General features: G+C 69.1%; 13 protein-coding genes. 5 read left to right on the top strand and 8 right to left on the bottom strand.

The window, feature by feature from the left end:
* Positions 1 to 23: 23 nt before the first annotated feature.
* The 4 genes from AC5Y7D_RS11485 to AC5Y7D_RS11470 form a co-directional block, all read right to left on the bottom strand.
* On the bottom strand, positions 24 to 848 hold the full coding sequence (locus AC5Y7D_RS11485; protein WP_499924013.1) for a lysophospholipid acyltransferase family protein: 825 nt from the start codon (positions 846 to 848) through the stop codon (positions 24 to 26).
* A complete protein-coding gene (locus AC5Y7D_RS11480) occupies positions 845 to 1681 on the bottom strand; it encodes a GNAT family N-acetyltransferase (protein ID WP_499924011.1) in 837 nt (278 codons plus the stop codon). The genes AC5Y7D_RS11485 and AC5Y7D_RS11480 overlap by 4 nt, the downstream gene beginning before the upstream one ends.
* 130 nt (positions 1682 to 1811) lie before the next feature.
* Entirely contained in the window at positions 1812 to 2768 is a 957-nt protein-coding gene (locus AC5Y7D_RS11475; RefSeq protein WP_499924009.1) for an electron transfer flavoprotein subunit alpha/FixB family protein, read from the bottom strand.
* A 29-nt stretch (positions 2769 to 2797) separates the two neighbouring features.
* Positions 2798 to 3589, bottom strand: coding sequence for an electron transfer flavoprotein subunit beta/FixA family protein (locus AC5Y7D_RS11470; protein WP_499924007.1), 792 nt, complete (start codon positions 3587 to 3589; stop codon positions 2798 to 2800).
* Between the two features lie 217 nt (positions 3590 to 3806).
* On the opposite strand from AC5Y7D_RS11470, the gene AC5Y7D_RS11465 reads away from it, so the two are divergent.
* The 3 genes from AC5Y7D_RS11465 to AC5Y7D_RS11455 all read left to right on the top strand — a co-directional run bounded on the left by AC5Y7D_RS11465 (position 3807) and on the right by AC5Y7D_RS11455 (position 7526).
* Positions 3807 to 4610: a class I SAM-dependent methyltransferase gene (locus tag AC5Y7D_RS11465; protein WP_499924005.1), complete on the top strand. Its 804-nt coding sequence runs from the start codon at positions 3807 to 3809 to the stop codon at positions 4608 to 4610.
* Positions 4610 to 6187: a 1,4-alpha-glucan branching protein domain-containing protein gene (locus AC5Y7D_RS11460; protein ID WP_499924003.1), complete on the top strand. Its 1578-nt coding sequence runs from the start codon at positions 4610 to 4612 to the stop codon at positions 6185 to 6187. Before AC5Y7D_RS11465 ends, AC5Y7D_RS11460 begins: the two co-directional genes overlap by 1 nt.
* A 94-nt stretch (positions 6188 to 6281) precedes the next feature.
* On the top strand, positions 6282 to 7526 hold the full coding sequence (locus AC5Y7D_RS11455; RefSeq protein WP_499924001.1) for a glycosyltransferase family 4 protein: 1245 nt from the start codon (positions 6282 to 6284) through the stop codon (positions 7524 to 7526).
* Here the strand turns inward: AC5Y7D_RS11455 and AC5Y7D_RS11450 are convergent.
* Positions 7523 to 8485, bottom strand: coding sequence for an SDR family NAD(P)-dependent oxidoreductase (locus AC5Y7D_RS11450; RefSeq protein WP_499923999.1), 963 nt, complete (start codon positions 8483 to 8485; stop codon positions 7523 to 7525). The two genes, AC5Y7D_RS11455 and AC5Y7D_RS11450, sit on opposite strands and share 4 nt — an antisense overlap.
* Before the next feature lie 55 nt (positions 8486 to 8540).
* On the opposite strand from AC5Y7D_RS11450, the gene AC5Y7D_RS11445 reads away from it, so the two are divergent.
* On the top strand, positions 8541 to 9893 hold the full coding sequence (locus AC5Y7D_RS11445; RefSeq protein ID WP_499923997.1) for a TIGR01777 family oxidoreductase: 1353 nt from the start codon (positions 8541 to 8543) through the stop codon (positions 9891 to 9893).
* Between the two features lie 9 nt (positions 9894 to 9902).
* Here the strand turns inward: AC5Y7D_RS11445 and AC5Y7D_RS11440 are convergent, their stop codons facing one another.
* The 3 genes from AC5Y7D_RS11440 to AC5Y7D_RS11430 are packed head-to-tail and all read right to left on the bottom strand — an operon-like array spanning position 9903 to position 11660.
* Complete coding sequence (locus AC5Y7D_RS11440) at positions 9903 to 10304, bottom strand: hypothetical protein (protein WP_499923995.1); 402 nt, start codon at positions 10302 to 10304, stop codon at positions 9903 to 9905.
* 29 nt (positions 10305 to 10333) lie between these two features.
* On the bottom strand, positions 10334 to 10969 hold the full coding sequence (locus AC5Y7D_RS11435) for an NAD-dependent epimerase/dehydratase family protein (RefSeq protein WP_499923992.1): 636 nt from the start codon (positions 10967 to 10969) through the stop codon (positions 10334 to 10336).
* Positions 10962 to 11660, bottom strand: coding sequence for a phosphodiesterase (locus AC5Y7D_RS11430; protein WP_499923990.1), 699 nt, complete (start codon positions 11658 to 11660; stop codon positions 10962 to 10964). Before AC5Y7D_RS11430 ends, AC5Y7D_RS11435 begins: the two co-directional genes overlap by 8 nt.
* 347 nt (positions 11661 to 12007) lie before the next feature.
* On the opposite strand from AC5Y7D_RS11430, the gene AC5Y7D_RS11425 reads away from it, so the two are divergent.
* Positions 12008 to 13069 (top strand): polyprenyl synthetase family protein, encoded by a 1062-nt coding sequence (locus tag AC5Y7D_RS11425; RefSeq protein ID WP_499924174.1) that lies wholly within the window; start codon positions 12008 to 12010, stop codon positions 13067 to 13069.
* The last annotated feature ends 10 nt before the right edge of the window (positions 13070 to 13079 follow it).

Genomic DNA, 13079 nt, shown 5'->3' with positions numbered 1-13079 from the left:
GTCCACGAGGCGCGCAGGAGCTTTCAGGCCACCAGTGCGTGATCCGGCTTCGCCGGTGCGCCCGAGCGGACCGCGGACTGGCACCGGCGGGCCAGCGCGCGCCGGTCGGCGCCCGGTAGCTGCAGCGACTCGACGCGGACCCGGGCCACGGTGCGCCGAGCGCAGACCACCCGGTACACCGAGCGCGGCAAGGTGTCCCGGCCGACGTAGGCCGGTGCCGTCGACATCCGCCCGTCGACGTGGTGATAGGTGAGCCGCAACGGCTGCACCGGACGTCCCGCGTCGATCGCGGCCTGGAACATGGCCGGGTAGAAGCTGCCGAACGCCGCGCCGCACCAGGTGGTGCCCTCCGGAAACGCCACCACCGTCTGTCCGGCCCGCAACCGCCCGGCGACCGCGTCCACCACGGCGGGCAACCGCCGCAGACTGGTCCGCTCGATCGGGATGATCTTCAGGATCCGTGCGACGATGCCACTGGCGGGGCCGGTGAACATGTCGGCCCGGGCGACGAACGACCCGGGCAACACCGCGCCGATCGCGAAGACATCCAGCCACGACACGTGACTGCTGACCACCAGCACGCCGCTCAGATTGCGAATCGGGTTGCCCGACACTGATATTCGCACTCCCAGACAGCGCAGCATCAACCGGCAGTAGACGCGTTGGACATGCGTGCTGCCCGGCAGCGGTATGCCGAGCAACGGCAGGCCCGGCGCCAGCAGCAGGACGAGCGCGATGCGCAGTGCCGCCCGCAACCTCACCAGCAGCCGCGCCGCCGCTACTTCGTCGAGGCAGCCGACGCCGCACGACGCGCGGGGCAGCCAGGAGTGCCCGCCCGGCGTGTTCACCGGCCCGCGCCGCCCAGCTCAGAGGCCGCCGACACCGCTCGCAGCCGCTTGAGGTAGCGGGTGTCGGCATCGCCCTTGCCCAACAGCACGCAGAAGTCGCCGACACCGAAATCCGGGTCGTGGGCCGGCTCACCGCACGCCCGGGCGCCTAGCCGCAGGTACCCCCGCATCAAAGGCGGAACGGCGGGGCGGCCCGGCGGCGCGATGTCGTCGAGCGACCTGCCGTCGACGCACACCGGCCGATACGGCCGCACCCGATACCGCGCCGGATGGCGTGCGAGCACGAAGTCCCGCACGCCCCGGATCTGGCTGCCCGGCGCGTCACCGTCCGTCTCGATCGGCACCGAGACGCAGCCGGTCACATAGTCGTAGTCGCAGCGGTCCAGGTAGGCCAGGATGCCCGCCCACATCAGCAGCACCACCCCGCCGTTGCGGTGGCCGTCGCGCACCACGGCGCGTCCCATCTCCACCAGCGACGGCCGCAGCGCGTCGAAGGCCCGGACGTCGAATTCCGTTGCCGTGTAAAGGCCTCCCGCAGCGATGGCGCCGGAAGGCGGCAGCATGCGGTAGCAGCCGACCAACTCGCCGGTGTCGTCGTCACGGACCAGGAGGTGGTCGCAGTACTCGTCGAACCGGTCGACATCACGGCCGTCGACGCCGCTGGGCAGGGTGAAGCCGGGGGTACTGGTGAACACGTCGTAGCGCAGGCGCTGGGCGGCCTCGATGAGGGTGGGATCGGTGGACAGCAACAGGGAATAGTGCGGCCCGGACGACGACCGTGTCGCCGGGCCGCGGGGCTTGTCGCTGGGTATGAGAACGGATGCGATGCTCATGGCACCCAACATGGAGCAGGCGTTCAGCTAACCGGCATCGGCCCGCTGACGTGTCGATGCACGCCAGATGAAGCGTTCGGCAACGCAAAAGCCCCCGCACCCGGCGGGGGCTTCCGCGTATACCGGTCGATCAGCCCTTACGGGCCTTGACGCCCTCAGTGACCTGCGGGGTGACCTTGAACAGGTCGCCGACCACGCCGTAGTCGGCGATCTCGAAGATCGGCGCTTCCTCGTCCTTGTTGACCGCGACGATGGTCTTGGACGTCTGCATGCCCGCGCGGTGCTGGATCGCCCCGGAAATGCCCAGCGCGATGTACAACTGCGGCGAAACGGTCTTGCCGGTCTGCCCCACTTGGAACTGCCCCGGGTAGTAGCCGGAGTCGACGGCGGCACGCGAGGCGCCGACAGCGCCGCCCAGTGAGTCGGCCAGCTCCTCGACCACGCTGAAGTTCTCCGCGCTGCCCACACCGCGGCCACCGGAAACCACCACGGCGGCCTCCGTCAGCTCAGGGCGGTCGCCGGCCACCGCCGGCTCGCGGGAGGTGATCTTCGTCGCGTTCTCCGCCGGGGCCGGGACCTCGACGTTGACCTGCTCACCGGCGCCGGCCTTCGGCTCGGCGTCGATGGCACCACCGCGCACGGTGATCACCGGGGTGTCCCCGTTGACCTGCGACTCCACGGTGTAAGCACCACCGAAGATGGAGTGCAGGGCCTTGTTGCCTTCGCGCACCTCGACCACGTCCACCAGCAGGCCGGAACCGATCCGCGCGGCCAGCCGGCCCGCGATCTCCTTGCCGTCGGCGTTGGCTGCCAGCAGCACCGCGGCGGGCGCGTTGGACTCGGCCAGCGAGGCCAGGACGTCGACGTACGGGGTGATCAAGTAATTCTCCGCCACGTCGGACTCGGCGACGTAAATCTTCTCGGCGCCGGCCTCTTTGAGGCCGTCCACCAGCGGTGCGGCGGTGCCGGGCGCACCGATGACGACGGCGGCCGGCTCGCCAAGCGCGCGGGCCGCGGTGATCAATTCGGAAGTGACCTTCTTCAGGGCCCCTTCGGCGTGCTCGACGAGCACCAGAACTTCAGCCATGGTTATTCGCTCTCTACGTTGAGTTGGGCTCAGATGATCTTCTGGCCGACCAGGTACTTGACGATCTCGCTGCCGCCCTCGCCCTCGTCGGTGACCTTCTCGCCTGCGGTCTTCGGCGGCTTCGGGGTGGACGACAGCACCGACGAACCCGCGTTGGCCAGGCCTACCTCGTCGGGCTCGACGCCGATCTCGGCCAGTGTCAGGACGGTGACTTCCTTCTTCTTCGCGGCCATGATGCCTTTGAAGGACGGGAAGCGCGGCTCGTTGATCTTCTCGTTGACGCTGACCACCGCGGGCAGCGCGGCCTCGAGGCTGAACAGCCCGTCGTCGGTTTCGCGCTCGGCCGTGATCTTGCCGCCCTCGACGGACAGCTTGCGCACGTGGGTGAGCTGCGGCAGGCCCAGGTACTCGGCGATGATGGCCGGTACTGCGCCACCCGAGCCATCGGTGGACTCGTTTCCGGCGACCACCAGCTCCGTGCCTTCGATGGTGCCCAGCGCGCGGGCCAGCGCCCACGCGGTCTGCACCACGCACGAGCCGTGCAGGCCGTCGTCCTTGAGATGGACGGCCTTGTCGGCGCCCATGGACAGAGCCTTGCGGATCGCCTCGGTGGCACGCTCGGGGCCGGCGGTCAGCACGGTGACCGACCCTTCGCCGCCCTCCCGTTCCCGGATCTGCAGCGCTTCTTCCACGGCGCGCTCGTTGATCTCGTCCAGGACCGCGTCGGCGGCCTCGCGGTCGAGCGTCCAGTCGCCGTCGGAGAGCTTGCGCTCCGACCAGGTGTCCGGAACCTGCTTGATCAGGACCACGATGTTCGTCATGAGTGTGGTTCGTCCTCCTCGAAGGAGTCCGGCAGCGGTCGGCTGCAGGACCTCGGTCACGCGTTTCGCGACCGCATACGCCATGTTACTAGTCGGTAACTTACTGCGGTCTGCCCCCACACCATAGCGGGTCGTACTGGGACGATTCGCCGCGGCTTCCCCCTCGATTCACCGTCCGGTTCGCGAATCCGGGGACAGGCATTAGCCTGCCTTAACAATGAGTGCCATCGTCCCCAATACTCCGGACCGGATCGACCACGCCGAAGCGGCCGATCCGGGCTTGGCGCTGACGGGCGAGCGCACCATCCCGGGCCTGGACATCGAGAATTACTGGTTCCGCCGCCACGAGGTGGTCTACGAGCGGCTGGCGCCGCGCTGCGCCGGCCGCGACGTACTGGAGGCCGGCTGCGGCGAAGGCTACGGCGCGGATCTGCTCGCCGGCGTCGCACGCCGGGTGGTCGCCGTCGACTACGACGAGTCCGCCGCGGTCCACGTCCGCAACCGCTATCCCCGGGTAGAGGTGATGCGCGCGAACCTGACCGAGTTGCCGCTGCCCGACGCCTCGGTCGATGTCGTGGTGAACTTCCAGGTCATCGAGCATCTGTGGGACCAGAGCCGGTTCATCGGCGAGTGCGCCCGGGTGCTGCGTCCGGCGGGCCTGCTGATGGTGTCGACTCCTAACCGGATTACCTTCTCGCCGGGCCGCGACACCCCGATCAACCCCTTCCACACGCGCGAGCTCGACGCCGACGAACTCACCGAGTTGCTGGTCAACGGCGGTTTTCGCGACGTGTCGATGAGCGGGCTGTTTCACGGCCCGCGGCTGCGGGAGATGGATGCGCGGCACGGTGGTTCGATCATCGATGCGCAGATCGAACGGGCGGTGGCCGATGCGCCGTGGTCACCGGAGTTGGTGGCGGACGTCGCGGCGGTGGCCACCACCGATTTCGACCTCGTCGACAGGGCCGTCCGTGAGATCGACGACAGCCTGGATCTGGTCGCAATCGCGGTACGCCGTTGATGACCTCACCCCACCGGGTACCCGGCATGTTCACCCTGGTGCTGCACACGCACCTGCCCTGGCTGGCCCATCACGGCCGGTGGCCGGTCGGAGAGGAATGGCTCTACCAGTCCTGGGCGGCCGCCTACCTGCCGCTGTTTCGGGTGCTTAGCGCGCTGGCCGACGAGGATCGCGGCGGCCTGATCACCCTTGGCATGACGCCGGTGGTCAACGCCCAGCTCGACGACCCGTACTGCCTGGACGGCATGCACCACTGGCTGGCCAACTGGCGGTTGCGCGCGGCCGAAGCCGCCAGCGTGCGGTCGGCGCCGCGCTCCAAATCGGCCGACTACCCGTCCTGCACCCCGGAAGCATTGCGCGCCTACGGTATTCGCGAATGCGAGGAAGCCGATCAGGCGCTCGCCGACTTCGCGACGAGGTGGCGCCACGGCGGCAGCCCGCTGCTGCGCGGCCTGATCGACACCGGCACCGTCGAGCTGCTCGGGGGTCCGCTGGCCCACCCGTTCCAGCCGCTGCTCGCTCCGCGGCTACGGGAGTTCGCCCTGCGCGAAGGCCTGGCCGACGCCAGGCTGCGGCTTGCCCGCCGGCCGACCGGGATCTGGGCGCCGGAATGTGCCTATGCCCCCGGCATGGAGCACGACTATGCCGCCGCAGGTGTGAGCCACTTCATGGTCGACGGCCCCTCACTGCACGGCGATACGGCGCTCGGCCGCCCGGTCGGCACCAGCGATGTCATCGCCTTCGGGCGCGACCTACAGGTGAGTTACCGGGTGTGGTCGCCGAAGTCCGGCTATCCCGGCCACGTCGCCTACCGCGACTTCCACACCTATGACCACCTGACCGGGCTGAAGCCGGCCCGGGTCACCGGTCGCAATGTGGCCTCGGAGAGTAAGGCGCCCTACGATCCCGAGCGCGCCGATCACGCGGTCGACGTCCATGTCGCCGACTTCGTCGACGTGGTGCGCAACCGGCTGCTGTCGGAGTCCGAGCGGATCGGCCGGCCCGCCCACGTAGTCGCCGCGTTCGACACCGAACTGTTCGGCCACTGGTGGTACGAGGGCCCGACCTGGCTGTCCCGCGTACTGCGCGCCCTTCCGGAGGCGGGCGTTCAGGTGGGGACGCTCAGCGATGCGATGACGGCCGGATTCGTCGGTTCCGCGGTCGAACTGCCCCCCGGCTCCTGGGGTTCGGGCAAGGACTGGCAGGTATGGAACGGCGAGCAGGTGGCCGATCTGGTCCAGCTCAACACCGAGGTGGTCGACACGGCCCTGACCATCGTCGATAAGGCGCTGGCCCAGACTGCATCACTGGACGGACCCATGCCGCGCGATCACGTTGCCGACCAGATCCTGCGGGAGACGCTGCTGACGGTGTCCAGCGACTGGCCGTTCATGGTGAGCAAGGACTCCGCGGCCGACTATGCGCGTTACCGCGCCCATCTGCATGCCCACGCCACCCGGGAGATTGCCGGCGCACTGGCGTCGGGCCGGCGCGACACCGCCCAGCGGCTGGCGCAGGGCTGGAACCGGGCCGACGGCCTGTTCGGCGCCCTGGACGCCCGGAGGCTCCCGAAGTGACGGCCCTCCTGCGCCGCGAGTGCGCGCGTGTTGCCGCCGACACGCCGCGACGAACGGCATTTTGCGGTCGCTCGCGCCGGAAAAGGGCACGCGCATGAAAATCCTGATGATCTCGTGGGAATACCCGCCGGTGGTCATCGGTGGCCTGGGCCGGCATGTCCACCACCTGTCGACCGCGTTGGCCGAGGCCGGTCACGAAGTAGTCGTCCTGTCCCGCCGGCCCACCGGTACCGACCCGAGTACTCATCCGACAACGGACGAAGTCCACGACGGCGTGCGGGTGATCGCCGCCGCCCAGGACCCGCACGAGTTCACCTTCGGCACGGACATGATGGCCTGGACGCTGGCCATGGGCCACGCCATGATCCGGGCCGGCCTGTCGGTGAAAAGTCTCGGCAGCCAACGGCGGTGGCGCCCCGATGTCGTGCACGCACACGATTGGCTGGTGGCACATCCGGCCCTGGCGCTTGCCGAATTCTACGACGTGCCAATCGTTTCCACGATTCACGCGACGGAGGCGGGCCGGCACTCCGGCTGGGTCAGCGGGGCGATCAGCCGGCAGGTGCACGCGGTCGAGTCGTGGCTGGTGCGCGAATCGGATTCGCTCATCACGTGTTCGGCCTCGATGCGCGACGAGATCACCGAACTCTTCGGTCCCGGCCTGTCCGAGACCACGGTGATCCGCAACGGCATCGACGCGGCGCGCTGGCCGTTCGGCCCGCGCCGTCCGCGGACCGGACCCGCCGAATTGCTCTACGTCGGGCGCCTGGAATACGAGAAGGGCGTACACGACGCGATCGCCGCGTTACCGCGGATCAGGCGCACCCACCCGGGAACCACCCTGACCATCGCCGGTGACGGCACCCAACAGGACTGGCTCGTCGAGCAGGCCCGTAAACACAAGGTGCGCAAGGCAACCCGATTCACCGGGCACCTCCATCACGAGGAATTGCTGGCCGCTTTGCACCGGGCCGACGCCGCGGTACTGCCCAGCCACTACGAACCGTTCGGGCTCGCCGCGCTGGAGGCCGCCGCGGCCGGCATCCCGCTGGTGACGTCCAACACCGGCGGTCTGGGCGAGGCGGTGATCAACGGCGTCACCGGCATGTCGTTCCCCCCGCGCGACGTGGCCGCACTGGCCGCGGCGGTGCGCAGCGTGCTCGACGACCCGGCCGCCGCGCAGCACCGGGCCCGCGCCGCCCGGCAGCGACTGACCTCTGACTTCGACTGGCGGACCGTGGCCCACGAGACGGCGCAGGTGTACGTGGCCGCCAAGCGCCGCGAGCGGCAGCCCCAGCCGCGGCGGCCCGTCGTCGAGCACGCTCTGCCCGATCGTTAGTCCAGGCCGACCGCGTCAGTGCAGTAACGCCACATGCGCTGCAGATCGGCATCGTTGTAGCGGGTGGTCGGCAGGTAGTGCTGCGGCCGCGGTCGCCGGTCGTGCCAGAACAACCCCGTCGGCGGTGCGGGTCGGGTGGCGGCGAGCCAGACGGCGGTGTCGGCGCCTTCGGCAGCGGTGCGCAGCAACGGTCCGGTGACCAGCCGGAAACCGGGCAGCGAGGACGCCACTCCGGGTGTGTCGGCCCAGCCGGGATGCATGGAGTAGACGCGGACGCCCGCCCAGCGGCGGGCCAGGATAGGCGTGAACGCCACCTGCACCCGCTTGCTGCGGGCATAGGCGATGGCGCCGCGGTAGCGACCCGTGCGGTATTCGGGGTCGTCGACCGGCAACTGTTGGGTGTACATCCCCCCAGAGGACATCAGGATCACCCGCGGATCGCTGGACGCGCGCAGCGACGGCAGCAGGCCTTCGGTCAGCAGCAGCGGGCCCAGCACGTGGGTGGTTAGCGTGACCTCGTGCCCCTCGCTCGTCTCGACACGCTGGGCGGGCAGTAACCCCGCGTTGTGGATCAGCACGTCCAGCCCGGCCATCCGCCCAGCCAGGTCGGCGGCGAAGTCGCGCACGGCGGCCAGGTTCGACATGTCACACACCTCGACCCGGATGTCGGCGTCCGGGTGCTCGGCAATGATCTCTGCGCGGGCCTGTTCACCCTTGGCCCGATCGCGCACCGTCAGCAGAACGGTCGCGTCCAGACCCGCCAATGCGGCGGCAATGGCCTTGCCGATGCCGCGATTGGCGCCGGTGACCAGCGCCGTGCGACCACGCAACGCACCGGCCGGCGGATCATCGGCCCAATCGAACGTCCTGAGCCGGTACCCGATCCGCGTATAGCCGGGAACCACCGCACGGTCCAGCACGGCGTCGAGCAGCGAAACGATCCCGTCGCGAACACCCATGCCGACCACAATGCCGTATCGGCAAGCCCGGCGAAGGGTCGGTAACGTCACAAGGATGGGCCTGACCTACTCGAGCGTGATCGATGCACCCCGCGACCAGGTATTCGCCTGGCACACCCGGCCAGGTGCCTTCACCCGGCTCTCGCCGCCCTGGTCGCCGATGCGGCTGGTGTGCGAGGCCGACTCGGTCAAGGACGGCCGCGCCATTCTGGGCCTGCCCGGCGGCCTGCGGTGGGTGGCCCAGCATCAGCCCGATTCCTATGACCCGCCGGCGCGTTTCGTCGATGTTCTCAGCAGCGATGGCCTGGCGTCCCTGCCGCCACGGATCATCGGGCACTGGCGGCACACCCACGACTTCGAAGAAGTAGGCGAAGACCGCACCCGCGTCATCGACCGGGTGGATACTCCGGTGCCCGGCCGCGCCCTGCGCGCCATGTTCGTCTACCGGCACCGGCAGCTGGCCGACGACCTGGCGGCACACGCACGCGCCGCCCGAGCGGGTCTGACGCCCTCGACCGTCGCCGTGACCGGCTCGTCGGGACTGGTCGGCACCGCGCTGGCGGCGTTCCTGAGCACCGGGGGCCACCGTGTCATCCGGCTGGTCCGCGGCGCCCCGCACGGCGCCGACCAACGGCAGTGGAATCCCGATGACCCAGATCCGGAGCTGCTGGCCGGCGTGGACGCGGTGATTCATCTCGCGGGCGCCTCCATCGCCGGTCGATTCACCGAGAAACACCGTAAAGCCATCCGCGACAGCCGAATCGGACCCACCCGGCGGCTGGCCGAGCTGGTGGCACGCACCGGCACGCCGGTGCTGCTCTCCGCCTCGGCGATCGGCATCTACGGGTATGACCGGGGCGATGAGATTCTCACCGAAGACACCGAGCGCGGCGACGGATTCCTCGCCGACGTCGTGGCCGACTGGGAGGAGGCGACGGCTCCCGCCGAGCAGGCCGGCGCCCGGGTGGTCAAGGTGCGCACGGGTATCGTCCAGTCCCCCGCCGGCGGCACCTTGCAGCTGATGCGGCCGCTGTTCAGCGCCGGGCTGGGCGGCCGGCTCGGCAACGGCCGGCAATGGTTCTCGTGGATCGGAATCGACGACCTGATCGACGTCTATCACCGCGGGTGGTGGGATGCCGAGCTGGCCGGGCCGATCAATGCCGTTGCGCCACAACCTGTTCGCAATTCCGACTACACCCGCACCCTGGCGCATGTGTTGCATCGGCCGGCCATCCTGCCGGTGCCGCCGCTGGGACCCCGAGTGCTGCTGGGCGCGCAGGGCGCGCAGGAAGTCGCGTTGGCCAGTCAGCGGGTCGACCCCGCCCGACTGCGGCGGGCCGAGCACCCGTTCCGCCAGCCCGACCTGGACTCCGCGCTGCGCCACCTGCTCGGACGCAGCCCGGGCTAGACGCGCCGGCTAGGGCACCCGCCGGGTGGTGACGGGCCCGTGGGACACGTCGCGCATCAGCGCGGTGCGCAACGACCGCGGCCACAGGACGGGGCTCGGCTTGCCCTTGTCGTGTAGCAGCCCGTCGATCAAGTCGGCAAACGCTTCCAGCGCCGACCACTGCGGCGACCAATCCAATTCGCGACGTGCCCGCTCGGTGCTCAACAGCGGCGCAGCGAACGCCATGTCGAACCAGCCGCGGTCGATCGGCTGCAGCCGGGCCCGCCATGATGCCTGCACCAGTGGACCGAGTAGGCCGGCGGGCACGTGAACGGGCATGGCGCCCAAGGCCGCAGCGATGTCGTCGCGGGTCACCGGCGGCTCGGCGGCGAGGTTGAACGGTCCTAACGCGCGCCTCTCGATCGCTCTCACGCAAGCGTCCGCCACGTCATCGGCGTGAATCATGGACACGACCGGTCCAGCGGCAGCAGCGGAAGCCGGCGCAGCCACGAGGGACTGATGTAGGCCGGCAGGGTGTAGCGCCGCAACCCGGCGGCGGCATTGCGTTGCAGGATCAAACCGGGACGCAGGCGAGTGATGCCGACTCCATCGGTCCGGGTGGCCTCGTATTCGTCGAGGAGCTGCTCCGCGGCGGCTTTGGCCCGGCTGTAGGTCGACGTGCGCAGACCGGCGGTCGACCACGACTCGTCCACCTTCTGCCCGTAGCGGCCCGGCGCATACGTGCCCAACGAGGACATGTGGACCAGGTGGGACACCCCCGCGCGGTGCGCCCCGGCCAGCACGGCGGATGTCCCGCTCACACCGACCTGGTACAGATACCGCGCATTGCGGGTGGGCTGAAACCCCCAGGCCAGGTGCACCACGCAGTCGACGTCGCGAAAAATCTTGTACAGCTTTGCTCCAGCGTCGTCGTCGGCTACATCGAGCTGATGCCACTCGACGCGCCGGTACACATCCTTCGATGAGGGCTGCCGTCGCGCGATGCCGACGACCTCGGCATCGGCGTGCGCGAGGGCACCCAGCAGCGCTGTGCCCACATTGCCGCTGGCCCCGGTGACGGCTATCCGCCTAGTCAACGCCGGTCGTCCCTGCTGATCCGCCGGCCTCCCGGCCGTCCCGGCTGCGCGCATAGGCGCTCGCCCGCAAATCGGCCAGCCAGCCCGGATGGAGCTTCACCCCGGGTGCGGTGTTCAGTACGGGGTCAAATGAAATGTCTTGTCCCGGTTCTAAATCGACGACTCTGGTCACCGTGATCCGGGCCAGCTCCGCGAAGGGGGAGCTACCACACGCCTGGTCGAGCACGATGTCCACGCCGCCGCTCTCGATGCGCTGGCGAACATCCTCCAGCGATACCCCGGCTCCGTCGATCTCGCTGACGATTCGTGCCCGCAGCCACCACCTCTGCCCTGCGAAACCGAGCGGCATCAACGTGGTCATCGTCTGCCCCGACCAGGATGTGACCGGTCGGAGCGCCAGGACCCGGGTCAGTACTCCGGATCCGGCGGACACCAGCAGGATGTCCCACGGCTGCGCGCCGGATTCGATTCGGATGGCCAGCCCGATGAGGTCGGGTGTTCGTCCGGGGGTACCGGTTGCCTTGGAGAATCGCACGACGGCGTCGGAGTCGGGAACCGGCAGGCCCTCACCCGCCGGAGCGATTCGTCGCAGGGAACCCTCGGCGATGACACCAAGCGGATGGAGAAACCTCTTGCCGCGGACGGCGGATCCCCATTGGAACGGCAGGGCGACGAGATCGGAAACGTTCACCGGCGGCGGGTTCCCTTTCTTTGCAGACGAAAACCTGCTTGAACCGGATCGGGCTCTGCTACGTGTGCTCAATAGTCGACGGTCGATCCGCACGACTGGCGCACTCCAGATTCTTTCAGTAAGTTAACGGTTAAAAAATTGAAGAAAATTATCCGAACCGGCCGCCGCCGAAGGGTGGTTTCGGCTTCTCGTCAAGGGGGTACCAGCGCGTGGATCTGAGCCGTCCGGTATCAGCGGCTGACGGCCGTTATGAGGGAGTAGCCGTGGGATCCGTGGGAGATGTCCGGGAGTTTCCCAGGGTGGCCCTCGCCGAGGTCACCCGCAACGGAGCAACGGGACTGACCGCTATGGACCAATTCGATGCGTGGCGAGCGAGCCTGCGCCGTGCCGTGTTGGACGAGGTGGAGACGTTCGTCGCGGCCCGGTGCGAAGACACGCTGGGCGACTGCGGAGTGGACGCGGCAGGTGAGGTCCTCCTGGATTTCGTCAAAGGCGGCAAGTGCCTGCGCTCGGCGTTCATGTACCTGGGCTGGCTGTGCGGTGCACCGGCCAGCGACGCGGCCTTGTCGGCGACCGCCAGCCTGGAGTTGCTGCACGCTTTCGCGCTGCTGCAGGACGATGTCATGGACGATTCGCCATCGCGGCGCGGGCTGCCGGCCGCGCATATCCAATTCGCCCGGTGGCACAGCCAGCGCGGACTGTCCGGCTCCTCGCGCCGGTTCGGCGAGTCGGCCGCAGTCCTGCTCGGCGACCTGTGCCTGATCTGGGCCGAGCAGATGCTGCGCGACTGCGGCCTGAGCCGTCATCAGCTGCAACGTGCCTGGCCCCGCTACGACGCGATGCGCACCGAGCTGGCCGTCGGCCAGTTCGCCGACCTGACCCTGAATCTCCGCAAACCACCCACGCTGGACGCGGTGCTCAACGTGGCCCGGCTGAAGTCGGGCAACTACACGGTGCGCCGCCCACTGGAGATCGGCGCCGCCATGGCCGGCTGCAGTGAGCACACGTTGGCGCGGCTGGGCGAGTACGGCAGCGCTGTCGGTGAAGCCTTCCAGCTGCGTGACGACATCCTGGGGATCTTCGGGTCGCCGAACACCACGGGCAAGCCCAATGGCGGCGATCTGCTGGAGCGCAAGGCCACCAGCGTTATGGTGGCGGCTTATGAACTGGCTGACACCTCCACCCGGCGACAGTTCGCCGAGTTGGTCGACCGGGACCACCTCACCGATGCCGACCTCGACCATTGGCGCGCCTTGATTTTCGCGACCGGAGCGGTGCAGCGGATCGAAGAACTCATCGCAGATCGCGTCGCGATCGCGCAAAAAGCGTTGGACAGCAGCGGAATCGACGGGCCGATCAACGGTGCGCTGGCCACCATGGCCGGCGTCTGCACCAAGCGGGCCGCATGATCGCACAGGA

This window comes from Mycobacterium sp. NGS49, from assembly GCF_059812565.1.
The sequence above is the reverse complement of the archived record's forward strand: the minus strand, read 5'-3'. Positions and strand labels throughout refer to the sequence as shown.

Bases quoted from the DNA above. Each gene is read 5' to 3' on its own strand.
- AC5Y7D_RS11480 (WP_499924011.1), bottom strand. From the start codon at position 1,681: ATGAGCATCGCATCCGTTCTCATACCCAGCGACAAGCCCCGCGGCCCG.
- AC5Y7D_RS11475 (WP_499924009.1), bottom strand. From the start codon at position 2,768: ATGGCTGAAGTTCTGGTGCTCGTCGAGCACGCCGAAGGGGCCCTGAAG.
- AC5Y7D_RS11470 (WP_499924007.1), bottom strand. From the start codon at position 3,589: ATGACGAACATCGTGGTCCTGATCAAGCAGGTTCCGGACACCTGGTCG.
- AC5Y7D_RS11465 (WP_499924005.1), top strand. From the start codon at position 3,807: ATGAGTGCCATCGTCCCCAATACTCCGGACCGGATCGACCACGCCGAA.
- AC5Y7D_RS11460 (WP_499924003.1), top strand. From the start codon at position 4,610: ATGACCTCACCCCACCGGGTACCCGGCATGTTCACCCTGGTGCTGCAC.
- AC5Y7D_RS11455 (WP_499924001.1), top strand. From the start codon at position 6,282: ATGAAAATCCTGATGATCTCGTGGGAATACCCGCCGGTGGTCATCGGT.
- AC5Y7D_RS11450 (WP_499923999.1), bottom strand. From the start codon at position 8,485: ATGGGTGTTCGCGACGGGATCGTTTCGCTGCTCGACGCCGTGCTGGAC.
- AC5Y7D_RS11445 (WP_499923997.1), top strand. From the start codon at position 8,541: ATGGGCCTGACCTACTCGAGCGTGATCGATGCACCCCGCGACCAGGTA.
- AC5Y7D_RS11425 (WP_499924174.1), top strand. From the start codon at position 12,008: ATGGACCAATTCGATGCGTGGCGAGCGAGCCTGCGCCGTGCCGTGTTG.